The 23,459-nt window shown below is 70.8% G+C and carries 15 protein-coding genes and 1 pseudogene; 7 read left to right on the top strand and 9 right to left on the bottom strand.

All coding sequences use genetic code 11. The features are described from left to right. Positions 1-4: 4 nt before the first annotated feature. A complete protein-coding gene (locus G7043_RS30080) occupies positions 5-649 on the bottom strand; it encodes a hypothetical protein (protein ID WP_166051318.1) in 645 nt (214 codons plus the stop codon). 433 nt (positions 650-1,082) lie between these two features. On the opposite strand from G7043_RS30080, the gene G7043_RS30075 reads away from it, so the two are divergent. The 5 genes and pseudogenes from G7043_RS30075 (at position 1,083) to G7043_RS30055 (ending at position 6,369) form a co-directional block, all read left to right on the top strand. After that, positions 1,083-2,180, top strand: a complete 1,098-nt coding sequence (locus G7043_RS30075; protein WP_166051316.1) for a sporulation protein — start codon at positions 1,083-1,085, stop codon at positions 2,178-2,180. 165 nt (positions 2,181-2,345) lie between these two features. After that, positions 2,346-3,020, top strand: a pseudogene (locus G7043_RS30070) (bifunctional lysylphosphatidylglycerol flippase/synthetase MprF); the annotation flags it as partial. Between the two features lie 111 nt (positions 3,021-3,131). After that, entirely contained in the window at positions 3,132-4,472 is a 1,341-nt protein-coding gene (locus G7043_RS30065) for a DUF418 domain-containing protein (protein WP_207311930.1), read from the top strand. 125 nt (positions 4,473-4,597) lie between these two features. After that, positions 4,598-5,257: a response regulator gene (locus tag G7043_RS30060; protein WP_166051312.1), complete on the top strand. Its 660-nt coding sequence runs from the start codon at positions 4,598-4,600 to the stop codon at positions 5,255-5,257. Continuing rightward, positions 5,254-6,369, top strand: a complete 1,116-nt coding sequence (locus tag G7043_RS30055; RefSeq protein ID WP_166051310.1) for a sensor histidine kinase — start codon at positions 5,254-5,256, stop codon at positions 6,367-6,369. Before G7043_RS30060 ends, G7043_RS30055 begins: the two co-directional genes overlap by 4 nt. Positions 6,370-6,408: 39 nt before the next feature. Here G7043_RS30055 and G7043_RS30050 read toward each other — a convergent pair whose 3' ends face one another. From G7043_RS30050 to G7043_RS30030, 5 genes are all read right to left on the bottom strand, one after another. Next, positions 6,409-7,437 carry a methyltransferase gene (locus G7043_RS30050; RefSeq protein ID WP_166051308.1) on the bottom strand — a complete coding sequence of 343 codons (1,029 nt, stop codon included), beginning with the start codon at positions 7,435-7,437 and terminating at the stop codon, positions 6,409-6,411. Between the two features lie 82 nt (positions 7,438-7,519). Continuing rightward, entirely contained in the window at positions 7,520-8,590 is a 1,071-nt protein-coding gene (locus tag G7043_RS30045; RefSeq protein ID WP_166051306.1) for a methyltransferase, read from the bottom strand. 55 nt (positions 8,591-8,645) lie between these two features. Next, entirely contained in the window at positions 8,646-8,852 is a 207-nt protein-coding gene (locus G7043_RS30040) for an MbtH family protein (protein WP_313888152.1), read from the bottom strand. Positions 8,853-8,884: 32 nt separating this feature from the next. Next, entirely contained in the window at positions 8,885-11,050 is a 2,166-nt protein-coding gene (locus G7043_RS30035) for a M28 family peptidase (protein WP_166051304.1), read from the bottom strand. Next, positions 11,047-12,066 carry a hypothetical protein gene (locus tag G7043_RS30030; protein WP_166051301.1) on the bottom strand — a complete coding sequence of 340 codons (1,020 nt, stop codon included), beginning with the start codon at positions 12,064-12,066 and terminating at the stop codon, positions 11,047-11,049. The genes G7043_RS30035 and G7043_RS30030 overlap by 4 nt, the downstream gene beginning before the upstream one ends. Positions 12,067-12,275: 209 nt before the next feature. Between G7043_RS30030 and G7043_RS30025 the strand changes: the two genes are divergently transcribed. Together G7043_RS30025 and G7043_RS30020 are read left to right on the top strand one after the other, a co-directional pair. Next, positions 12,276-13,694 carry a cytochrome P450 gene (locus tag G7043_RS30025; RefSeq protein ID WP_166051300.1) on the top strand — a complete coding sequence of 473 codons (1,419 nt, stop codon included), beginning with the start codon at positions 12,276-12,278 and terminating at the stop codon, positions 13,692-13,694. Between the two features lie 132 nt (positions 13,695-13,826). Then, a complete protein-coding gene (locus tag G7043_RS30020) occupies positions 13,827-14,453 on the top strand; it encodes a winged helix-turn-helix domain-containing protein (protein WP_242642824.1) in 627 nt (208 codons plus the stop codon). A gap of 50 nt (positions 14,454-14,503) precedes the next feature. Here G7043_RS30020 and G7043_RS30015 read toward each other — a convergent pair whose 3' ends face one another. The 3 genes from G7043_RS30015 to G7043_RS30005 are packed head-to-tail and all read right to left on the bottom strand — an operon-like array spanning position 14,504 to position 23,431. After that, complete coding sequence (locus tag G7043_RS30015) at positions 14,504-15,997, bottom strand: FAD-binding oxidoreductase (RefSeq protein ID WP_166051299.1); 1,494 nt, start codon at positions 15,995-15,997, stop codon at positions 14,504-14,506. Continuing rightward, complete coding sequence (locus tag G7043_RS30010; RefSeq protein ID WP_166051298.1) at positions 15,994-20,277, bottom strand: non-ribosomal peptide synthetase; 4,284 nt, start codon at positions 20,275-20,277, stop codon at positions 15,994-15,996. Before G7043_RS30010 ends, G7043_RS30015 begins: the two co-directional genes overlap by 4 nt. A gap of 34 nt (positions 20,278-20,311) precedes the next feature. Further along, positions 20,312-23,431, bottom strand: a complete 3,120-nt coding sequence (locus G7043_RS30005; RefSeq protein ID WP_166051297.1) for a non-ribosomal peptide synthetase — start codon at positions 23,429-23,431, stop codon at positions 20,312-20,314. Positions 23,432-23,459: the final 28 nt, after the last annotated feature.

Below are 23,459 nucleotides of genomic sequence, written 5' to 3'. Positions count from 1 at the left end.
GGCGTCATCCGGAGTGTGTTCGACCGACCCAGCCGAGTGTCAGGGGAAGCCGGCCGGATCGGTGTGCGGCGCGCTGTTCGACCACCCACTGTTCGATCTTGTCGACAGACCGGGAGATGGGCTCGTCGGTGGTGTCGAGGGTGTGGGTGCTCCACCGGGGATCGTCGGCGGTCCAGTCGATCCAGCGGTGCCAGACCATGTCCGGGGCGCTGCCGTTGGTGATGGCCTCGGGGCGGTGCCGAGGATCTCGGGCATGTCCGCGATGCCAGGCGGCCCAGCCGAGGAAGGCGTCGACCGCCGAGGCGTCCCACCGGCCGGAGTCGCGGTAGGCGAGCCGGGCGCGACGGATCTCGTCGGCTACGTCGACCAGACAGAGCGCGATCCCGTCCACCTTCGGTGCGGAGGGGACCGCCAGGACCTCACCCAGTGGGGATTGTCCGGTCAGCAACAGGTCCAGTCCGCGTTCCTGGTACTCGAGTGCGCGGCGCACCCACAGCTCGGTCATGCGGTGGCGCCAATGGTGGTCGGGGTCCCGCGGCACACCGACCTCGTCGAAGTCGTGGACGACGACGTCCCGGAGCCGGTCGGCCACGGCAAAGGCGAGCGTGGACTTGCCCGAACAACTCGACCCCGTCAATTTCAGCAGCACGTCGCCAGGGTCACATGGTTCGGGTGCTCGGCACACCCGACTTTCCCCGTGCGCCGTCGAGGTCCTTTGTGGAACCCGGTCACCCGGCGGAGTCAGCTCCAGCCGGGTGGCGGGGTCGCTCCAGACGCCCGGCAGCTGGGACACCTAGCCGAAATCCGCGACACTTGTGTCATGGCATTCCGGGAAGACGTTGCAGCGAAAAGAGAGTGTCTTCTCGAACGACTTCGTTGAGCCGCTGACGCACGTCCAGCCGAACCCGAGCCCGCGCGGTGGGCGTCGCCCCACCCCCTCGACGACGCCCACCGCGCAACCTGCCCCGGTGCCACTCCGCCTGCCCGGCCGACCGGCGGGGTCGTGCGGGCACACGACTCTCCAACGCCTGAACAACGTTGCACCAGAACTGATTTCATCCGTCCAAAGAGGAGACTTCGTCATGTTCAATCGGATGCTGAGCGCCTTCGGCATCGGTGGGCCGTCCGTCGACACCGTGCTCGACTCGCCGCACGCCGTGCCCGGCCAGACCATCACCGGACAGGTCCGCATCCAGGGCGGCGGCTCGGACGCCGAGATCGGCCAGGTCGTGCTGTCCCTCGTCACCCAGGTCGAGACCGAGCGCGGCGGTTTCCGCGGTTTCGGCGGTTTCGGCGGCGATGACGAGCACGGCGACGTCGCGGAGTTCTTCCGGATGGTCGTGCAGCAGGGGCTGCGGGTGCCCGCGGGGCAGCTGGTCTCGATCCCGTTCCAGCTGCCGGTGCCGTGGGAGACGCCGATCACCGCGGTCGGCGGTGCCGCCCTGCCGGGGCTGAGCGTGGGCGTGCGCACCGAGCTGCTCGTCGCGGGCGCCCCCGACAAGGGCGACCTCGACCCGGTGCTGGTCGGACCGCTGCCCTCGCAGAACAAGGTCCTGGACGCGTTCGGTCAGCTCGGGTTCTCGTTCCGCGGCGCCGACGTCGAGGCCGGCCGCCTGCCCGGTGTGCCGCACGAGCTGGGCTTCTACCAGGAGCTCGAGTTCTTCCCGCCGGCCCGGTTCGCGGGCAGGGTCAACCAGGTCGAGCTGACCTTCGTGGCCACCGCGCACGAGCTGCACGTGATCCTGGAGGCCGACCGGCGCCGCGGCGGGTTCTCGTCGGGCGGTGACACGTCCGGCCACCTTCGGCTCTCCCACCAGGAGGCGCAGGTCACCGACTGGGCCGCGGCCATCAGCGGCTGGCTCGCGCAGGTCGCCGAACGCGGCCAGCCGAACCCCGCGTTCGGCGGTGCCGCTCACAACCCGGCGTTCGGCGGCCAGAACGGCCACAACCCCGCCTTCAGCGGACAGGCGGGCTACGGCGGACAGCCCGGGTACGGCGGTCAGCCCGGGTACGGTCGCCGCGGCTTCGACCACGACGACCACGACCAGCACGGTCAACGGCGCGGGGCGGGCATGGGCGGCATGCTCGCCGCCGGTGCGGCCGGTGCCGCGGGCGGCGTGCTCGGCGGCATGGCGATCAGCAGCATGGCCGACGAGTTCTTCGGCGACGACGAGGGATGACTCAGCCGCTCGACGAGACCCGCGTGACAGGCGTCATTTCCCCTCGGGACGCCTCTCACGCACCTCCCTGCTGAGAAGGCAGACCACTTCCATGGACCTGTCGCTGATCAACGGGCCGATCCCCGTCACCGCAACGGTCGCCGGTGTGCTCGCGCTGGCAAGAAGTGGCAGGACGTGCGCACCGCGTTGAACAAGGCGGCCAAGGAAGGCATCACCGCCGAGTGGTGCACCTACGCCGACGCGCCGTTCGCGATCACCGACCAGATCCGGTCGATCTCCTCGGAATGGGTGGCGGACAAGGGTCTGCCCGAGATGGGCTTCACGCTCGGCGGCCTCGAGGAGCTCACCGGTGACGGCGTGCGGTGCCTGCTCGCGATCGACGCCGACCGCACCGTGCACGGCGTCACGAGCTGGCTGCCGGTGTACTCCGACGGCGCGGTCATCGGCTACACCCTCGACTTCATGCGCCGCCGTGCCAACGGTTTCCGCGGCACGATGGAGTTCCTGATCGCCTCGGCCGCACTGGAACTGAAGAACGAGGGCGCCCGGTTCCTGAGTCTGTCCGGCGCACCGCTGGCCCGGCTGGACCGGGGTGAACGTCCTCGGCTGCTGCAGCGGGTGCTGGACGTCACCGGACAGGTGATGGAACCGGTCTACGGGTTTCGCTCGCTGTTCGCGTTCAAGGCGAAGTTCCAGCCGGTCTACCGGCCGATGTACATGGCCTGTCCGGACGCGGCCGCGCTGCCCCGCATCGCGAACGCGGTCAGCCGTGCCTACCTGCCTCACGTCACCCCACGACAGGGTTTCCGCCTCGCCGCCAGGATGCTCGGCCGCTCCTGAACGGCCACAGTGGACCGAGCCGATCGGCCGGAAACGTCCGGCCGGGTGGCGGGGTCGGCACCCCGACCTGACGGATGGCCCCGCCACCCACCGCACCGCCAAAGTTGTTGCATGACACAGATGCCACCACCGCAGGACACCTCAGCTGCGCCGGAGACATCGCCTCCCGGAGCCCGAACGCCGACAGAGCCCGCCGCGCCGGCGGAGCCCGGCCCGTCGCTGGGGCGCTTGGTCGGCGTGGACCTGGCCCGCGCGCTGGCCGTGTTCGGCATGTACGTCGTGCACCTCGGCCCCTCGGCGACCAACGCGAGCGGCATCGGCGCCTGGGTGCGGCACCTGACGGAGGGCCGTTCGTCGGCCCTGTTCGCCACGCTCGCCGGGTTCTCGCTGATGCTGATCGCCGGCCGCCTCGAGCCGAAGACCGGTGTGGCCGGGCGGCAGGCGAAGGCCCGGATCGCGATCAGGGCCGTGGTCCTGCTCGTCCTGGGCACCGTGATGATCACGTTCTACGGCGACGTGGTGATCCTCGCTTCCTACGGGCTCTTCTTCCTGCTGGCCATGCCATTGCTGCGGCTGAGCGCGAGGACGCTCGCGATCATCGCGGCCGGGATCGCCGTTGTCGGGCCGCTGCTGGCCTTCGGCCTCAAGTCCCTGATCACCGAGCCCGTCGGGGCTGCCGTGAAGGCCTACGACCCGCTCGCCCAACTCGGCGGCGCGGGACTGCTGGACCTCGTGCTCACCGGCTTCTATCCCGCGATTCCCTGGATGGCGTTCATCGTCGCCGGCATGGCGCTGGGCCGGCTGGACGTGTCCTCCGGCATCGTGCGGAAGCGGCTGGCCGTGTTCGGTCCCGCTCTCGCCGTGTTCGCCTACGGCACCTCCTGGCTGCTGGCACAGCTGATCGACGGCGTCCGGGAAGCCGCGGAGATGCAGAGCGTCAGGGGCCCCGGCGGCTCGGGTACGGGCAAGGGACCGAAGGACTTCGGTCCCGCCGGTGACCTGGCACAGTCCGACGCCATCGGTGGCATGGCACCGCCATCCGGCACCACCGGATCGGCCTGGTCACTGCTGACCTCGGGACCGCACAGCGGAATGCCGTTCGACGTCATCGGCTGCATCGGCGTCGCGATCACCGTGATCGTGCTCGCGATGATGGCCATCGATCGCCTGCCGCTGCTGCAGCGCCTGGCCGCACCGATCATCGCCGTGGGCACCATGTCCCTGACCGCCTACGTCGGACACTTCCTGCTGTCGTCGCAGATGTCCGGAGCCTCCGGTGCGTCCGCGACCGGTGTGACCGCCGGGTCCGAGTCCCAGACGTCCTGGACGCCGGTGCTCATGTTCATCTTCGGCGCCATGGTGTTCGCCTTCATCTGGTCCCGCTTCTTCCGCAAGGGACCGCTGGAGTACCTGCTCAACCTTGCCACCAAGCCGGCGAAGCACATCCGCTGAGCCCCGGCCGACCGGCTGGTCAGAACCTGCCGGTCGGCCAGGCCCGACCCGCCGGTTCCCGGATGGCGCCGCCGTGCCGGTCTCGGCGAGACTGCACGCGTGCAGGATCCACAAAGGAGCGTGACATGATCCGGGTGGTCGTCGTGGACGACGAGGAGCTCGTGCGGACCGGTTTCCGCCTCATCCTCCAGGCGGCTGGAGACATCGAGGTCGTGGCGACGCCCACTGGAGCGCAGGCGGTGCGCGAGATCAGTCTGCACAAGCCCGACCTCGTGCTGCTGGACATCCGGATGCCGGACGTGGACGGCCTGACGATCCTGCGTCAGCTGCGGGGTCTCAAGCCGCCGCCGGTCGTGGCGATGCTGACGACGTTCGACTCGGACGAGTACATCGCCATGGCCCTGCGGTCGGGTGCGGGCGGGTTCATCCTCAAGGACACCGGACCCGAGCAACTCGCGCAGATGGTGCGCACACTCGTCAGCGGCGGTGTGGTGCTCTCACCCAAGGTCACCCGCACGGTCGTCGACGGCTACCTCGGTTCCGGCGCGGGCTCGGCAGCCACCGAGCAGGTCGAGCTGCTGACCGAACGCGAACGCACGGTGCTCGTGCTGATCGCCGAGGGGCTGTCCAACACCGACATCGGCGCCCGGATCCACGTCAGCGTCGGCACCGTGAAGGACCATGTAAGCGCCATCCTCACCAAACTCCGCGTGGGCAGCAGGGTGCAGGCGGCCCTCGTCGCGCAGCGGGCCGGTCTGCTCGACGGCAGCGGGGAGCCGGTATGAGCTCCCGTCCGTCCAGCCGGTTCGTCGACGCCGCGGTGCTCGCGGTCGTCGTGGCGGAGGGAGTGCTGACCACGATCGCCGAGGACGAACCGCACGGGCTCGTCACGATCGCGATCGCCGTGCTCGCCCTCCTGCTGCGCGAGCGCCGGCCGCTGCCGGCCTTCCTGGCGACCCTGCCGGCGGTGCTGTTCCCCGGCACGATAGTTCCGGCGATCGTCGCGCTCTACGTGGTCTCCAGCCGCTATCGCGACTCGCGGCTGCTCGCGGGGTGCGGGCTCCTCGCCGCGGCCGGCTTCGTCTTCCCGATGTCGGAGTTCGCCCCGTCGATCTGGGATTTCCACACGCTGCTCGGCGTCATCTACTCCACGATGACCGCGCTCGCGCCGATCCTCCTCGGCCAGTTCCTGCAGTCCCGGCGCGAGCTGGCCCTGCGGCTGGAAGAGGTCAAGGAAGCACGGGAGCACGAGCGCAGACTCGACGCCGAGGCGATCCTCGCTCGCGAACGCAACCAGCTCGCCCGCGAAATGCACGACGTCGTCTCCCACCAGGTGAGCCTGATCGCGGTGCAGGCAAGTGCGCTCATGGTCAGCACCCGGGACCCGAACGCCAAGCAGGCAGCCGGGAACGTGCGCCAGCTGTCGGTGAACACGCTCGACGAGCTGCGCCACATGGTCAACCTGCTGCGCGCCTCGGGCACCCCGGCGACCGAGCTCACCCCGCAGCCGACGCTGACCGATCTCGAACGCCTGATCGGCAACAGCGCGATCGACGCCCGGCTGGTCGGCACCGCGCCGGAAGGGCTCGAACCACCCGTGCAACGGGCCATCTACCGCACCATCCAGGAAGCGCTCACCAACGTGCGCAAGCACGCCCCCGGCGCCAGCGCGAGCATCGAGATCAGCCACGACGACACCGACCTCACCGTCACCGTCACCAACACCCGGCCCACCCGGCCGAACCTCGCCCTGCCCAGCGCGCAGCACGGGCTCGTCGGACTGCAGGAGCGCGCCACACTGCTGGGCGGGAAACTCCACACCGGACCCATGCCCGACGGTGGCTTCCAGCTGCGGCTGCGGCTGCCGCTCACGGCAGTCGGCACAGCACACGGATGACCGCGGCCGGAGAGCTCCGCGACGGTTCACTGCACACCGTCACGGGGAGCCGGCCGGGCTCGCGGTGATGACGCCCATCCCGCTGGGCAACCTGCGGACGACCGCGCCGGTGAACCCGGCCCGCTCCAGCAGGTGCAGGAACTCCTCGGCCGTGCGTTCACGGCCGCCGTCGCCGCCGAACAGCGACAGCATGTACAGGTCCATCAGCGCGGGGGTCTGGCCGCCGTCGAGGAGCAGGTCGACGACCATCAGCTGGGCGGTGGAAGGCATGTGGGCGCGGCAGGTCCGCAGCAGCCGCACGGCGTCGGTGTCGTTCCAGTCGTGCAGGATGTGTGAGACGAGGTAGAGATCGCCGTCGTCCGGAACGAACTCGAAGAAGTCGCCGGACCGCACCTCGCAGCGTTCGGACAGGCCGTGTTCGGCGATGCGCTGCCAGGCCAGTGCGGCGGTGCCCGGCAGGTCGAACACCGTGCCGCGGGCCTGGGGGGCGGCGTCTTCGAGCAGGCGCAGCAACATCGCGCCGTCCGAGCCGCCGACGTCCACTATGGACTTCGGGGTGGTGAAGTCCACGCGGCTGATCAGTTCGTCCAGCTCCAGCGCGAGCCCCTCTGCCTGCGAGCGGTCGAACGTGGTGCGCACCTCGGGCTTGCGCTCCAGGTAGTCGAACAGCGAGCCGCCGTGGATCAGGTCGAACGAGGGTTCACCGGTGCGGATCGTGTCGGCCAGTTCGGCCCAGGTGGCGCCGATCTCGCCGGCCAGCAGCAACGCGGTCGGGCGCGCTGTGGCCGGCACGTCGTCGCGCAACGTCGCGCCCAGCGGGGTCAGCGCCACCAGGCCGGGCTCGGGTTCGGTGAAGATGCCGAAGCAGGTGAGTGAGCGCACCAGGCGGCGCAACGACGGCGCATGGGCGCCTACGCGTGTGGCGATCTCCTCGACCGGCAGGGGTTTCGCGGCGAGCACGTCCGGCACACCGAGCTGGGCGACGACGCAGATCGCCCTGGACACCAGATGCCCGTAGAGCAGTTCGCGGATGCGGGTGGCGTGCGGGCGGACGTCGTTCGGCAGCATGGTCGCTCCCAAGCTCAGGCGAAGTGGAAACCCGGTCCGTCCGCCGGGGGGAGTGAGGTGCGGACGGACCGGGCGCACGGGATCACTTGGTGCCGATGATGATTCCGTGCGGAGTCCAGCCGGCGCAGTCGATGCGTTGCACGGAGCGGAACCCCGCGTCGCGCAAGGACTTCTCGTGCGTCGACCAGGGATAGATCATGCCGCCCTCCGACGGGATGGACGCGAAGTAGACGCTGTCCAGTGCCGCCATCACGGGGCCGTCACCCTCGTCGTTCGACATCGAGTTGAAGATCACGACCCGGCCGCCCTCCGGCAGCACGTCGTACGCCTTGCGCAGCAGGGCCGTGTTCTCCTCGGGTGTCCAGATCACGAACTGGTGCGCGAAGAGCACGCACTCGAAGCCTTCCGGGAACGGGTCGGCGAACATGTCGCCGTCGAGCACCGACACGCGGTCGCTCAGTCCCGCCTCGGCGATCTTCTTCTCCGCGATCGCCTTGGACGCCGGGATCTCGAACACCGTGACGTGCAGCTCGGGGTTCGCCGCCGCCAGCTCGATCGCGTTCACGGCGTCACCGCCACCGCAGTCGAGCAGCTTCGTGGTGCCGCTCAGGTCGAGCTCCGCCACGAGGTGCCGGTTCGCGAGCTCGGACCACGACTTCATGTACCGGTAGAAGACCTGCTCCATGTGCGGGTTCTCGGCGAACCTGTGGTACAGGTCGCGGCCGCTGCCGCGCACCCGGCGCAGGCCGACGTTCGTGTTGGCGCGCAACGACTCGGTGAAGTCCAGCTGACCCTCGTAGACGACGTACTGCTCGAAGGCGACGGTGTCCTTGAACCGCTGCCAGTCGTCCGTGGTGATCAGCTCGGCCAGCACGCCGGACAACCGGTAGCGGCCGTCGGACTTGCTGAGCAGGCCGAGCGAGGTGCAGCCGAGCAGCAGCACGTCGTTCGCGCGCTGGGCGAGCCCGAGTTCGGCCCGGATCTCGTCGCTGGTCAGCTCGCGGTCGCGCAGTGTCTCGAACAGGTTGAGCTCGGACGCGGCGTTGAGGTACTGGAACGCCGCGTGTCCGAAGAGGATCCACGTCAGCCCGTCCATGTCGAGCGGCAGCTGAGGGGCGGCGGTGGTGGTGGGGCGGTCGACCGTCGACGTCATCGCACGGTTCTCCTTGTCTTGGCGGGTGTCGCGTTCTGGTGGATGGCGCGCGCGTTCACGTGCCGCTGGCTGCGATCGCGGTGGGGTCGGCCCACACCTCGTCGATGTAGGCGATGCAGTCGCCGCGGCTTCCCTCGAAGCCGACGGGTTCCCAGCCGTCCGGTACAGGTCGCTGCGGCGGCCAGATCGAGTACTGGCCAGCCTTGTTGATCACGACCTGACACGGCACGGAGTCGTCGTCGCCGACGAAAGTTGTCAACACCTCAGTCCCTTCTCTTCACGCGGCGCGCACCGTCACAGCTCCAGCCGGAGGAGGGTGAAGGTCGCGTTCCCCCATGAGTCCACGTCCAAAGCGGGCGCCCAGCCGCGGCCGGCGGGTTCCGGCCCGCCGTCGCGCAGCCGGTCCTGCAGCTCACCGGTCAGTCCGTCCGAGCGGTCCGCGACACGGACCGGCACCGGCTGGGCCGGGAGATCGAGGTCGAGCCGGAAACCCTTGTCCGGCAGCGCGTGCAGCCACAGCTCCCACACCTGCCCGTGCCGACCGACGCCGGCCTGCTCCGCGGTGACGGCACGGCCGTCGACGGCCCAGCGGTGCACGCCGCCATCCGGTGCGGAGATCGACATCTGCCGGGCCCCGCGCCGGGACCTGACCTCCAGACTGACCCGGCGGATGCCGCGCGTCTCGTCGACGACCTCCTCGGACAACACCCGCACCTGCGGGGCGGGCAGGTCGAGCACGGGAGCGGATGCGTGCAGGAACTCCCTGGTCCAGCCGGGGAAGTACGCGGGCAGCGTGCCGCGCTCCGGTCGTTCGCCGAGCACCCGCCTGGTCCACGACGTCGGCCCGGCATCGCTGCTGAGCCACCGCGCCGTGCCGGTGTCCGCGTCGAGCAGGTAGCTCAACGTTTCCGGCTCCGGCTGGCGTTCACCGCGCCGAGCCAGTGCCGCCCGTGCCACGAAAGCCGCACCGGTCAGCGCGGCACCGATCGCCAGCCGTTTCCTGGCTTTCGCCGGCAACGCGCCGGCCGCGGGCGCGGCCAGTTCGCCGAGCAGCTGCAGCACCACCGCCGACGTGCCGGACATCCGCGGTGTGAGGCCCTGGAACAGCAGGCGGGACAACGGTCCCAGCAGCACCGCACCGGACACGGCCGACGCGGCACCACCGAGTCGGCGCACGACGGCGGAGCTGCTCCCGGACGTGGCGATCGAGGCGGTGGCGCCGAGCAACGGCCAGACGGTGAGGTAGCTGCCACCCGCGAGTTTCGCCGCCACCACACCGGAGGCCAGCGCCAGTGGCGCACTCGCCGCCAGCACCCGCCGGCCGGGATCCCCGCCGAGCAGACTGCCCGCCGCCGAGAACGCGACCAACGCGCCGAACACGTCGTCCGACCGGTAGAAGTCGCCGCTGCGGCGGAACTCCGGGCTGAGCCTGCCGAGCGCCCACGCGAGAGCGGTCGCCCCGGCGCCACCGGCGGCCAGCCTGCCCGCCAGCGCGCCGAGTCCCTTCAGCAGGCCCGCACGCCGTCCGGAAGTGACGGCGAGCCAGGCTGTTCCCGCGGCGACGGCCAGTGGCACAGCCGCCGTCACGGGGTACCGCACGACCTTGCCGAACAGGGAGAAGAAGACGTCGTCACCGCCGAGCAGTTGCCGTGCCGCCACGCCGTCGAGCTCGCGGACCAGCCCCAGCACCAGCTCTCCGTGTTCCCGCAGGACCCGGCGGTCGACGGACGCGATGTCGTCGAGCGGACCGTGGTAGTGCACGAACCCGCCGATGTGCGCGAAGTTCAGCCCCGGCACGCCGTGTTCCTTGCTGACGGAGAAGTCCGTCGCGTTCGGCAGCCGCCGGTAGACCTCGTAGAAGAGCGAGCTCGTCACCACCGGCCGGTTCGCCCTGGACAGCGCCTTGATCACCGGCCCGTTGCCCGGTGTCGTCTCGAACATCAGCAACGGTCCGCGATCGCCGCGTGCTTCGAGGTTCAGCACCACGTCGATCGTGCTCGCCAGCGGGTGTTCGGCGAAGAACGCCCGCGCGCCGAGGAGTCCGCATTCCTCGCCGTCGGTGAAGACGACGACCAGGTCGCGCCGCCGGGTGCGCTCGCTCAGCACCCGGACGGATTCGAGGATCGCGCACACCGGCACGCCCGCGTCGTTGGCGCCGGGCCCCTGCGCCACGGAGTCGTAGTGCGACATCAACGCGATGGCACGGCCGGGTTCGCTGCCCGCCAGCCTGGCGACGATGTTCTGCACGCGGCCGGCACCCAGGTACCTCGGCCCGTACGGCGTGGGTGTGCTGACCCCGACGCCCACGCTGTCCTGGACCTGCACCTCCAGGCCCAGCTCGGTCAGCTGCTCGACGAGGTACCCGCGGACGCGGTCGTTCGCCGCGGAGCCGGCGGGGTGGGGTTCGGTGGCGATGCCGTGCAGGTGCTCGAAAGCACGCTCGACGGAGAACTCGGTCACCGCGCCTCCTCCGGCAGCAGTTCCGCGCGCAGCGTCTGGAACTGGCGCAGCACTCCGACGGCGGGCCGCGACGACCGCGCGGTGGCCAGCAGGCTCGGCGAGTCCGGTCCGACGAAGTGCTCGCACACCCCCTGGTGCGCCAGGTAGGTCTCGTCGAGCGCGACCCGGAAGTCGTGCAGCGGCTGGGGATCACGTGCGGCGAGCCACGCCCAGCCGTCGCGTGCCGCCGCCATCTGGTCCACCAGCGCCTCGTGGTCGCGCCAGTGCAGGCCGCTCATCTTGGGCGGTGCGATCGGGGGCATCAGCGTCGGCCGGATCTCCTCGCGGTACTCCAGCTGGTCGACGTCACCGGCGAACTGCAACGCCGCCCTGGACGCGATCATCAGCCTGGTCGCGGCCGTCGCCGCGGTCCTCGCACCCTCCAGGTCGTCGTCCTCCGCGCACGTCCGCACGCAGGCGTGTGCGACGGCGCAGGCCTCGGCGAACACCATGAACACGTGGTGGCCGCGCACCCAGCGGCGCAACGCGTCCAGCGGTTCCGGTGCCTGCCTGGTCGTCACCGGCGGGACGTTCGCGGCGCCGCGCTCCACGCCGGCGAACCAGTCGAACAACGTGCGGAAGCCCGCGACGAGGTCGGTCCACGACGAGTGCGGGACGCCGACGCCCCGCCGCACCGCCAGGTCGAGCACCCCGGCGAGGGCCGCCAGCGCCGCGTTCACCAGCAGTGCGCCCGCGTCTCCGTCGGTGCGCACGATCCCGAACGCGAGGTCGTTGTCCCGGTTGGCCTCCGACTCGGCGGGGTCGCCGGAGATCTCGGCACCGACCGGCACGGCCAGCCTCGACCGGGTCGCGCGAACGGATTCCAGCAGCTCCTCGGCGCTTTCGTGGTTCAGCGCGGCGGACCCGGCCGCCGCAATCCCGCGGTACCGCACGAGCTCGGCGCGACGCGTGGGAAGGTTCTCAGGGCGGCCGAGCGGAAAGGGGACATCGGCGACATGCGTCAGGTAAGCGGTCATCGCCCTCTCCAGAGGTGTTCGGCTCGACTGGCCGTGACATTACGAACCGCGCGGCGCAATCGTGGCGGGTCTTTCCAAGGACTGAAGGGAAATCGGCGGAATGGGCAAAGGATCGGCCGTTCGTTCCTTTTAGGAGACTGTCCGGGAAAGCTGGAGGGGACTCGGCCCGCTCGTAACATCGCATATCCACGCGATCAGGGGAGGATGCGATGAAGACGTCCGGCGACACGCGCACCGATCTGCGCTTACCGGGTCCGGGGCCGCATCTGGCGGGGGGCTGGAGAGCGCGTGGCCTGCGCATGTTGCGCGATCCCGCCGAGTACTTCATGCGGCAGTACCGGACCTACGGCGAGGTGAGCACCTGGCAGCCCGCACGGCCGCGGCACGTGTTCGCGTTCGGCGCGGAACCTCAACGCGCGGTGTTCACCGAGCCGGACGTGTTCGTCGCCGACGCGTTCCGCGAGGTCAAGATCCCGGAGGGCAGCTCGTTCCACCTGCTCACCAACGGGTTGCTGCGGCTCAACGGCGACCGGCACCGGCGGCACCGCAGGCTGATGCAGCCGACGTTCACCCCGCGCCGGGTGCTCTCGCACCGGCGGGCGGTGCAGGAGGTCGTCGAGCGCGAGCTCGGGTCGTTGCGCGTGGGCGACACGCTGCCGATCGACCAGCGGCTGGCCAGGATCGTCCTGCTGATCGCTATGCGCAGCGTGTTCGACATCGAGGCACCCGACGAGGTCGACCGGCTGCAGGGGCTGATCGGCAGGCTGCTCGCGGTCGCCGCGTCCCCGATGACCCTGATGTTCCCGTTCGACCTGCCGGGCACGACGATGCGCACGGCGCTGCGCACGTGCGAGGAGATCGAGACGGTGCTGCGCGGGCTGATCGCGGAGCGCAGGCCGACCGCGCACGACCGGACCGACATGCTGTCGACCATGATCGCCGCGCGGGACGACGACGGTGCGGCGCTCAGCGACGACGAGCTGGTCAGCGAGGCCTACACGGCGTTCTGCCACGACAGCAGCACGGCCACGCTGACCTGGGCTCTCTTCCTGCTCGACCAGCACCCGCAGGTGCTCGCGGACCTGCGTGACGAGCTGTCCGTGCTCGGCGGTGCGGCGCCCGACGAGGCGGCGCTCGACCGGCTGCCGCTGCTCGACGCCGTGCTCAAGGAGACGATGCGGCTGCTGCCGCCCGCGCCGATGCTGCTGCGCTACACGGCCGGGGAGACCGAGCTGGGCGGCGTGGCGCTGCCGGAGAAGACGATGGTCTTCCTCAGCCCGTACGTCACGCATCGCGACCCGGAGCGGTTCCCCCGGCCGCTGCGGTTCGACCCGAGCCGCTGGGAGGGGCCGAGCCCGTCGGCCTACGAGTACCTGCCGTTCGGTGCCGGCGCGCACAACTGCGTCGGCCGGCACTTCGCGATGCTGGAGATGAAGGTCGTGCTGGCCGTGCTGCTCCAGCGGTTCCGGCCGACCCTGGTGCCCGGCACGGCGGTCGACCGGGTGATGAGGGTGTCGCTGGTGCCCGGCAACGGTTTGCCCGTCGTGCTCGCTCCGGCGGGTGCGCGGATCCCTCCGCCGGAGGTCAGCGGCAACATCCGGCAGAGCGTCGACCTGAGCCGACTTTGAGCCCTGAAAGTGGATCACCCTCTAAACGTCGTGATCAAAAAGTTCTAAGCCTCTGTTACCGAACGATCTGATCCTTCTGTGCGGTAACCCGTTGGCGCGTTGAGTCGGTGGTTTGTGTCTTGGTACCGTCGAATGCGCTTCCAGAATATCGAGTCCTCGCCGATGCGGACGCTGGAGAAGGAAGTAGTTGAAGGAAGAACAAGAATCTTCTTTCTGGGGGGAGCAGTGGCCTTACTGGAGGGTGAACAAGATGTCAAGCTCGTCCGCTGGCCTGCGGAATTCGAAAAGAGGGAGAAGTACCACGAATTAGGGGTGTTGCGGCTGCTCGTGGTCGAAGGAGGGGCACAGGCACCGATCTGCACGGACATCAGGGAAGACTGGATACGTGCGCCTATCACGCACAGCGACCTGATCGCACGGATGCAGGCGCTCCGGGCGAAGACGGTTGACCACTGCTCGCCGCGCGTGGATCGCGGCGGGATAATCCACTACGGGGCACAGTCGGCGGCCGTCTCTCCGACGGAGGCCGATCTGCTCGAACTGCTCACGCTCAACTTCGGTGTGCTGGTGCCGCGCGAGACGTTGCGCGACCGGCTGTCGATCCAACCGGGTGCGGCCAGCAGGAACGCTCTGGACCTGCACATCATGAGGATCCGCCGCCGGATCGCCCCTCTCGGGCTCGTCATCCAGACCGCCTGGGGGCGCGGTTATGTCCTGACCGTGGAGAACAACGACATGGCGCGTGCGTCCAACCAGTGATCGAACGGTACGAGGGCCCGTCCGCCGCATGGACGGGCCCTCGGCGTTCGTCAGCGGATGCTTTGCGCGAACCGGAAGAACCCGCTCGGGTCGTACCGCCGCTTGACCGCCGACAGCCTGGGGTAGTTGGTGCCGTAGTAGGCGTGCTGCCAGTTGTGCAGTCGTGAGTCGATGTAGTTCTGGTAGACGTGCCCGTTGGCGTACGGCCGGGCGGTGCGCCAGGCGGCGTCGGCCCACGAGTACGCGGCCCGCCTGCCCTCCTCCGTGACGTTCGGGTCGATCACGACGGAGAATCCGGCGTAGAACAGGCTGTCGCGGTGCAGGAACGCGGTCGCGTGCGGGGAGACCCGGTTGCAGGCGCCGCCGAGCGCCTGGATGTCCATGCTGCGCGAATGCCCCCGCACGCGTTGCGCGTCGACCGCGGCCAGCACGCGCCGGATGGCGTGGTCCGGCAGCAACCGCGAGAAGAAGTTGCCGCGCGCCGCGGCGAACGCGTACCGCGGGATCGTGCCGCCCGGCCACGGTCCTTCGCGGTGGCACTGCTGGACGGTCAGGTTCTCGCAGCCGAACCAGCGCATCATGCTCTGCCGGTGCGGCAGGGTGACCAGGGAGTGCGTCGCCGGACTCACGCCCACTCGCGCGACGAGCGTGGACAGCAGTTCCTCCACCTCGTGCGCCGCGCCGAGCCAGCTGCCGGTGACCACGACGGTGTGCTCGGTGCCCGGCGCCGCGTCGTTGGTGGTGAAGCTCAGCACCGCGGACAGCTCGTCCGGTGCGAACGGCGCCCAGCGCTGCCACGCGTCGAACACCGCGGCGGCTGCTCGCCACGGCCAGGTCAGCGTGTAGCTCGTCGTCTCGGCCGCCGGCACAGGGTCGAACTCGAACTTCGTGACGATGCCGAAGTTGCCGCCGCCTCCACCGCGCAGCGCCCAGAAGAGGTCCCGGTGGTTGCCCTGGTCGCACCACAGGCGTTCACCGGAGGCCAGCACGATCTCCGCGGCGCGCAGGCGATCGCTGGTGACGCCGTACTTGCGGGTTTCCAGTCCCAGCCCGCCGCCCAGCGTGAGACCGCCCATGCCGACGGTCGGGCACCAGCCGGTGGCGACCGAGGTGTTGTGGGCGCTGAGTTTGTCGTGCACGTCGACCAGCTGGGCACCCGCGCCGACCGAGGCCACGCCGCCGCGCAGCGCGACCTCGTTCAACCGGGACACGTCGATGACCACGCCGGGCGTCGTGGAGTAGCCGCCGAAGCTGTGGCCGCCACTGCGCGGAACCGCGTGCAGCCCGTACCGGCGGGCGAAACGCAGTGACTCGACGACGTCCTCCGGCGTCTCGCACAGCACCAGCCCGCGGGGGCGAACGTGGTCGAACTGCTTGAGCGGCAAAGACCTCACCACGTCGTAGTCCTGATCGCCCGGCAGCACCACGTCACCGGCGAGGCTCCGGCGCAACGCCTCCCAGTCCGGGCCGCGCGACCAGCCACCTGTCGTCAGCGCGGCCGCCGTCGTCGCGCTCGCCACGAGCAGCGACCTCCTGCGGATCATCGGACTCCCTCCGGTCGGGGCAGAAAGCCGACGCGCACCAGGTAGTCCAGCACCGCGTGGGCGTCGGCGAGTGACGTGGGCGGACAGGTGATCCCGCTGCCCTGCAACAGTTCGAGCGTGCGTGCGCACTCGTTGGCCGGTTGCAGCTCGTCCATGAACCGGGGGTCGAGCGCGCGGTGCGGTTCGACCTCGGCGTCGCGGATCAGCGGCACCAGCGGGTAGAGCGGGTGACCCGGCTCGACCTGGAGCGCGCGGCGGCGGCCTTCCTCGAACGGCACGACGTCGAAGTCGTAGCCGTAGTCGGCGATCCAGTCGCAGAACGTGCGCAGCGGCACCGGATCCGGGTTGAACAGGTGGAAGAACCCGCCGAGCGCGTCCGGCCGCCGGGAGATGTGCACGATCGCGGACGCGACGTAGTCCACCGGCACGATGTCGAAGATCCGCGGGTAGTCCGGCACGATGTGCATGGGCAGGAAACCGCGCAGTGCCACCAGGAGGTAGTCGATCGTCTGGGTGGCGCCGGTGCGGGTGTGGCCGAGGATCAGGCCGGGCCGGAAGATCGTCACCGGGATGCCGCGCCGGCGTGCCACGTCGACGACCTTCTCCGCCACCCACTTGCTGCCCGTGTACCCGGCCGGCACGCCGACCGCGGACCGCAGCGGGGTGTCGTTCTCGATGAACGGCCGCGGGGTGTGCGTCGCCAGCAGCGTGTCGATCGTCGACACGTGGTGGACCGCCTTGAGCCGGGTGGTGCAGGCGAGTTCCAGGACCCGTTGCGTGCCACCGACGTTCGGTTCCTTCAGCGCCGAGTACGGGTAGACGAAGTTGACCAGCGCGCCGTTGTGGTAGATCACGTCGGTAGTGCGGGCGAGGTCGTCCCACTGCTCGTCGGTGAGGCCGAGCCGGGGCGCGCCGAGATCGCCGATCACGCAGGTGACCCGGTGCAGCTCGGACTCGGCCTCGATCTCGTACAGCGCCAGGCCTTCCCGGATGCGCCGCAGCGCGTGCTCGGGATCGTCGCCGCGGCAGAGGCAGACGACCTCGGCGTCGGTGCGCCGCAGCAGCTCTTCCAGCAGGTGCAGACCGAGATACCCGGTGGCACCGGTGAGCAGCACCCGGCGCGGGTTCGCCCAGTCGGCCTTCGGCAGCCCGTCCGGCCGGACCGTCTCGGGCAGCGTGGCGTCCGCTTCCAGGGTGGCCGCGTGCTGCCTGCCGAGCACGACCGCGAGTCCTTCCGCGCGGTAGAGCTCGATGGTCTCGGCGACCGCGGCCGCCGTCGGGACCGCGAAGAACTCGTGCAGCGGGATCTCCACGTCGTGCCGCGTCGACAGCAGGGTCGCGAGCTTCGCGAGCATGATCGAGGTGCCACCGAGCACGAAGAAGTCCTCGTGCACGCCGACGCGGGCGCGCTTCAGCACCTGGGCGAACGCCTCCGCGACCGACCGCTCCAGTTCGGAGATCGGTTCGGTGCGCACCTCGTCGACGGCCTCCGCGGTGGCGAACAGGTCCTCCAGCGCTGTCCGGTCGATCTTGCCGTTGCCGGTCAACGGCAGCTCGCGCAACGGCTGGACGCGATCCGGCACGAGGTAGTCGGGCAGTTTCCGCGAGAGTTCCGCGCGCAGCTCGTCCGGAGCTCGGTGTTCCGGCACGACGACCGCCACCAGCCGGGCGGCCTCGGTGGAGGCGTCCAGCGCGAGCACCACGGCCTCGTCGACCCCGGCGCATCCGCGCAGCACCGACTCGACCTCGGCCAGTTCCACCCGGTGGCCCCGAATCTTGACCTGGTGGTCGGCACGGCCGAGGAACTGGACGGCACCGCCGGGTAGCCACCGGCCCAGGTCTCCCGTGCGGTAGAGCCGGGAACCCGCGGTGCCGAACGGGTCGGGCAGGAACCTCGTCGCGGTGAGGCCCGGCCGGTCGTGGTACCCGATGGCGAGCCCGGCGCCGGAGACGACGATCTCGCCGGGTACCCCGACGGGCAGCGGCCGCAGCTCGGCGTCGACGACCCGGACCTCCGTGTTGTCGACCGGGTGCCCGATCGGTGCGGGCCGCGTGTCCCGCGCGCCGATCCGGGCCGGCAGCTCGTACCCCAGCGAGTCGATCGTCGCCTCGGTCGGGCCGTACAGGTTCACCACGGTCGCGGACCAGGTCTCGTGCACCAGGTTCACCAGCGCGTCGGTGAGCGCCTCGCCGCCGCTGAGCACCAGGCGGACCTTGGTGCACACCTCCGCGAGCGGGTGCTGCACGAGCGCCGTCAGCAGCGACGGCACTCCGCCCACGACGGTGACCCCGTTGCCGGACAGGCACTTCAGCAGTGCGGCGGGATCGTCCAGCTCGTGGCTGCCCGCGAGCACGATGCACGCCCCGCTCACCAGTGACCAGCACACCGCCCAGATCGACGGGTCGAAGCTGAACGGGTGGTTGTGCAGCACGCGGTCGGCCGGCGCGAGCGGCCAGCGGCGCTGACGCCAGGCCACGTTGTTGAGCACGCTGCCGTGGCGGACCACGACTCCCTTCGGGCGTCCGGTGCTGCCGGAGGTGTAGATCAGGTAGGCGGGGTGGTCTCCGGCCGGTGCCGGCAGCTCGGCCTCGGCGTCGGACTGGTCCACGTCGGCCAGCGCGAGCACGGTCGTGGTGACCTCGGCGCGCCGGTGCGGTTCCGCGATGACGACGGTCGCGCCGCAGTCCTCGAGTTGCCACCGGATTCGTTCTGCCGGGTGGTGCACGTCGAGCGGCACGTACACCGCACCCGCTCGCCACGTGCCGAGCAGCGCCACGACGGCCTCCGGGCCGCGGGGCAACCACACGGCCACCCGATCGCCCGGCCGGACACCGTGGCGCAGCAGGGCGCCCGCGACGAGGCCCGCTCGCCGCCACAGCTGCTCGTACGTCAGCTCCACCCGGCCCGCTCGCAGCGCGACGGAGTCCGGTGAAGTGTCCACAACGGACTGGATCGCTCCCGGCAGTGATCCTTCCGGCACGCCGGTGCGCACCCCGGTTCCGCTGGTGGCGTCGCCGCCCAGGTCGATCAGCCCGACGGGGGTGTCGTCGTCGGCCTCGACGAGCGTCTGCAAACACCGCACCAGATCCAGCACGGTCTCGCCGTCGAGGACGTCGCTGTCGTAGTCCGCCTGCACCTGCAGACCGTCGCCGGTCAGGAACACCACGAGCTCGAGGTCGTGCTCGGTGACGGGAACCTCGCTGGGCACCCGGCACACCCGGCTCCCCGCGGTCCTGGCCAGTGGCAGGCGAGCGTCCAGCACCCGCAGCGACGTCTGCACGTACGGCGTGCGGCTGACGTCCCGCTGCGGTGGGCACACCTCCAGCAGGTGCGCGAACGGCACGCTGTCACCGTCGAGCACGCCCGTCGCGGCGGCCCTCAGGTCGCCGGACGTCGTCGCGTCCCCGATGTCGCACCGCACCACCCGCATGTCGTCCAACGGCCCGATCGACCGCCGGTCGTCCCTGCGCGCCAGATGCACACCCGCGGCGGCCGCGCCACCGCCGTGCCTGCGGTGCAGCAACGCGAGCCACGCGGCGGTGATCCGGGCACGCGCCTCTGCCTCGGTCAGTTCCTCGAACGCGGCGGTGGGCCACGACAGCCGAACGGACTCGGTCTGATGCCCGCGCACCGGTGGCCGCGGCCAGTACCCGCGCACCTCGGTCGCCGCCGGCCTGCCCAGCAGTCCGCCCAGCCGCAGTGCTTTCCGCTGCATCCCGGCATCGGGGTCCTGCTCGATCGCGAGCGCCCGCGTCCCGTTGGCTGCGGGTGTCTGCGGCCCGCAGAGCAGCGCGGTGGCGATCAGGTCGAGCGCGGTGGCGTCCACGACCAGCCGGTGGCCGGACAACACCAGATCCGTGTGCCCGTCCGGCAACCGGATCAGGATCGCCCGCACGAGCGGACCGGTCCGGGTGGCGAACGGTGCGGTGGCCAGCGCGCGTACCTCGGCATCGCCGGGAGCGTCGAGCACCCGCACGTGCACGTCCGTCAACGGCAGCACCAGGCACGCCGGTTTGCCGCCCAGCTCGACGAAAACGCTGCGCAACGACTCGTGCTCCGCGGTCAGCGCGCCGAGCCGGAGCTGGACGTCGGTCGGCGCCACCGCGGCGGACACCCGGTAGCGCCCGACCACGATCGGCCGGTAGGAACCGGACATCCGGGTCAGCATCCACGTCCTGCGCTGGGCCGCCGACAGCGGCACGGCCCGCAGTGCGCCGTGCTGGTTCATGGCGGCGAGGAGCAGGCGGCGGAACGAGGTCGGGGCGTCTGCGACGGACATGCTTCTCCTCGGTGTCGGGAGCGGGTGGGGGAGGTCAGGACTGCGTCACGTCGATCGCCTCGAACTGCCAGCCCGGCTCGTCGTCCACGAGACCGGCCTGCGAACGATCTCCCCGCAGCTGCGCCACGGTCGCGGCGATCCGGGCGACCGTCGGTTCCACGAAGATCTCCACGATCGGCACGCGCACGCCGAGCTCCTGCTCGACGCGCAGCACCAGCTGGGCCACCAGCAGCGAGTGACCGCCGATGAGGAAGATGTTGTCGGTGACGCCGACATCGGCGCGGCCGAGGAGCTTGGCGCAGATCTCGGCGATCTCCCGTTCGACCGCGGTGCGCGGCGGCACGTGGTCGCCGGGCTCTGCCAGCGAGCTGTTCACCAGGGCCAGCGCGCGCCGGTCGACCTTCCTGTTGGGGGTCAGCGGAATCTCGTCGACCACGTGGTACTCGGCGGGCACGGCACCGGCGGGCAGCGACGCGCTCGCCAGCCGGCGCACGGCACCCGCCCACGATCCGTCCACTGTGGATTCGGCGACCAGGTAGGCCGCGATGCGTGCGGTCGGGCCGTCGCCCAGCACGACGGCGGCGGCGTCGCGCACTCCCTCCGCACGGCGCAGCACCGACTCGACCTCGCCCAGCTCGATGCGGTGCCCGCGGACCTTCACCTGCTCGTCGCAGCGGCCGATGTACTCCAGCGAGCCGTCCGTCCGCCACCGCACGACGTCGCCGGTGCGGTACATGCGCTCGCCGGGCCGGTCCGGATCGGGCAGGAACCGCCGCGCGGTGGTGGCCGCGTCGCCGAGGTAGCCGGTGGAGACACCGGCGCCGCCGATGACCAGTTCGCCCACGGTGCCGACAGGAACGGGCACGAGGTTGCGGTCCAGCACGGCGACGCTGGTGCCCGCGATCGGCCGTCCGATCGTCACCGGCCGCCCGGCCGTGACCTCGGCGGCGCACGACCAGATCGTGGTCTCCGTGGGGCCGTACAGGTTCCAGACCCGGTTGTCCTCCGTGGACAGCACATCGGCGAGATCGGACGGCATCGCCTCGCCGCCGCACAGCACGCGCAACGACCTGCGCGGCCGCCAGCCCGCGTCCAGCGCGAGGCGCCAGGTCACCGGTGTCGCCTGGGCGATCGTGATCGAGTCGTCCAGCCGGGCCGCGAGCACCAGGGGGTCGCGCTGCACCTCCTCGCCCGCGATCACGGTGGTCGCGCCGACGGCCAACGGGCCGAAGAGCTCCAGCAGGGAGATGTCGAACGCGAACGTCGTCAGCGCCAGCAACCGGTCTCCTGGCCGCAGGCCGACGAGGTCGGTCAACGCGGACAGGAACACCGCGAGGTTGCGGTGGGTGACGCCGACGCCCTTGGGCCTTCCGGTCGAACCGGACGTGAACATCAGGTACGCCACGGAGTCCGCACCGCGCAGCACCGTCACCGGAGAGGCGGGTTCGGCCGCCAGCAACTCGGCGGCGGAGAGGTCGACACCGATCGTGAGCGCCGGTCGGACGCGGTCGACGACATCCGCGTGGCGCTCGGCGGGACCGGACGGGTCGAGCGGCACGAACACCGCTCCGGCCTGCCAGCACGCGAGCGCGGCGACCACCGCGGCCACCGTCCGCTCCAGCAGCACCACCACGTGGTCGCCCGGCTGGACACCGTTGCGTTGCAACAGTGCGGCCGCGGCGGTGGCACGGGCGTCGAGCGTCGCGTAGTCCAGCGCGGTTCCGGTGTCGTCGAGCACCGCGGGAGCATCAGGCGTCCGGGCGGCGAGGTGCTTGATCCGCGTCGCCACCGGGTGCTGATCGGCAGGCGCCGGACCGCCGTCACCGGGCAGCGGCAGCAGGCCGCTGGACGAGAGCTCGAACGTGCTGACGTCGAGGCCCGGCGCGTCGAGGGTGAACCGCAGCACCTGGACGAGCATGGTGGCGATCTGCCGGGCACCCGCCGCCTCGAACGCCGGCGTCGAGTACTCCAGGAAACCGGTGATCGCGCCGGCCCGTTCCTCGAACAGGAACAGCGAGAGGTCGACCTTCGCGGTGCCGTTGTGCAGCTCCCGCATCCGCACGTCGAGACCCGGCAGGCGCAGCGAGCGCCGCACGTCCTGCTGGAAGCCGAACATGACCTGGAACAGCGGATTGCGGTCGACCAGACGCGGTGGTGCGACGGCGTCCATCAGCTCGCCGAGCGGAAGGCCGCTGTGCTTCACCGTCTCCACCAGGTCCGCGTGTACGCGGCCGACCAGCTCACCGAGCGTCGCCGGCTGGCGCAGGTCGCCGCGGAACACGCAGAGGTTCGCCAGGTACCCGATGACGCCGGCGAGTTCCGGCTGGTCGCGGTTCGCGACGGGCAGGCCGACGAGCAGGTCGTCGGCGCCGCTGCACCTGTTGAGCACCACCAGAAAGGCTGTGAGCACCACGGAGGAGGCCGACACGCCGTGGCGGGCCGCGTACACCCGCACCCGGTCGGCCAGGTCGGCGTCGATCACGACGTCGTGCCGTGCGCCCGTGAACGACTGGCGGGGCGGGCGGCGGGCGTCGGTCGGCAGTTCGAGCACCATCGGGGCCCCGCGCAGGCGTTGTGCCCACTGCGCCCGCAGCTCCGTGCGGTCCTGATCTCGTTGCCACAGCACGTAGTCCGCGAACTGGAGCTCGTCAGGGTCACGCCGGAGCTGGCGCCCGTCGGTGATCCGCTGGTAGCCGTCGAAGATCTCCTCCAGCAACAGCAGCAACGACAGCCCGTCGCACACTGCGTGGTGCACGCTCATGACCAGCACGTGCTGCTCCTGCGCGGTCCTGACGAGCACCGCGCGCATCAGCGGCGGCTGCGTCAGGTCCCAGCCACGCCGCACCTCCTGCGCGCTGACGCGGTCGGCTTCGAGCAGCGGCCGCGCCTCGCGGCTGACGTCGATCAGCCGCAGTGCCACGGTCAGGCCGGGCGAGACCTGTTGCACCACACCGTCGTCCGCGCCGTGCAGGCCGGTCCGCAGCACCTCGTGCCGCGTGACGACCGCGTTGAGCGCGGACTGCAGCGCCACGACGTTGAGCACCCCGTCGAGCTCGATCCGCAGTGCGAGGGTGTAGGCGGCGGTGGACGCCGGGGCGATCTGGCCGAGGAACCACAGTCGTTCCTGGCCGGGGGAAGCGGGGAACCGCAGCATCGGCGATGCTCCTCGTTGCTCGAATCAG

It is taken from the genome of Lentzea alba, from assembly GCF_011067745.1.
Taxonomy (GTDB): domain Bacteria; phylum Actinomycetota; class Actinomycetes; order Mycobacteriales; family Pseudonocardiaceae; genus Lentzea; species Lentzea alba.
This window is presented reverse-complemented; position numbering and strand designations above follow the sequence as displayed.

Bases quoted from the DNA above. Each gene is read 5' to 3' on its own strand.
- G7043_RS30075 (WP_166051316.1), top strand. From the start codon at position 1,083: ATGTTCAATCGGATGCTGAGCGCCTTCGGCATCGGTGGGCCGTCCGTC.
- G7043_RS30065 (WP_207311930.1), top strand. From the start codon at position 3,132: ATGACACAGATGCCACCACCGCAGGACACCTCAGCTGCGCCGGAGACA.
- G7043_RS30060 (WP_166051312.1), top strand. From the start codon at position 4,598: ATGATCCGGGTGGTCGTCGTGGACGACGAGGAGCTCGTGCGGACCGGT.
- G7043_RS30055 (WP_166051310.1), top strand. From the start codon at position 5,254: ATGAGCTCCCGTCCGTCCAGCCGGTTCGTCGACGCCGCGGTGCTCGCG.
- G7043_RS30050 (WP_166051308.1), bottom strand. From the start codon at position 7,437: ATGCTGCCGAACGACGTCCGCCCGCACGCCACCCGCATCCGCGAACTG.
- G7043_RS30045 (WP_166051306.1), bottom strand. From the start codon at position 8,590: ATGACGTCGACGGTCGACCGCCCCACCACCACCGCCGCCCCTCAGCTG.
- G7043_RS30030 (WP_166051301.1), bottom strand. From the start codon at position 12,066: ATGACCGCTTACCTGACGCATGTCGCCGATGTCCCCTTTCCGCTCGGC.
- G7043_RS30025 (WP_166051300.1), top strand. From the start codon at position 12,276: ATGAAGACGTCCGGCGACACGCGCACCGATCTGCGCTTACCGGGTCCG.
- G7043_RS30020 (WP_242642824.1), top strand. From the start codon at position 13,827: ATGCGCTTCCAGAATATCGAGTCCTCGCCGATGCGGACGCTGGAGAAG.
- G7043_RS30015 (WP_166051299.1), bottom strand. From the start codon at position 15,997: ATGATCCGCAGGAGGTCGCTGCTCGTGGCGAGCGCGACGACGGCGGCC.
- G7043_RS30010 (WP_166051298.1), bottom strand. From the start codon at position 20,277: ATGTCCGTCGCAGACGCCCCGACCTCGTTCCGCCGCCTGCTCCTCGCC.
- G7043_RS30005 (WP_166051297.1), bottom strand. From the start codon at position 23,431: ATGCTGCGGTTCCCCGCTTCCCCCGGCCAGGAACGACTGTGGTTCCTC.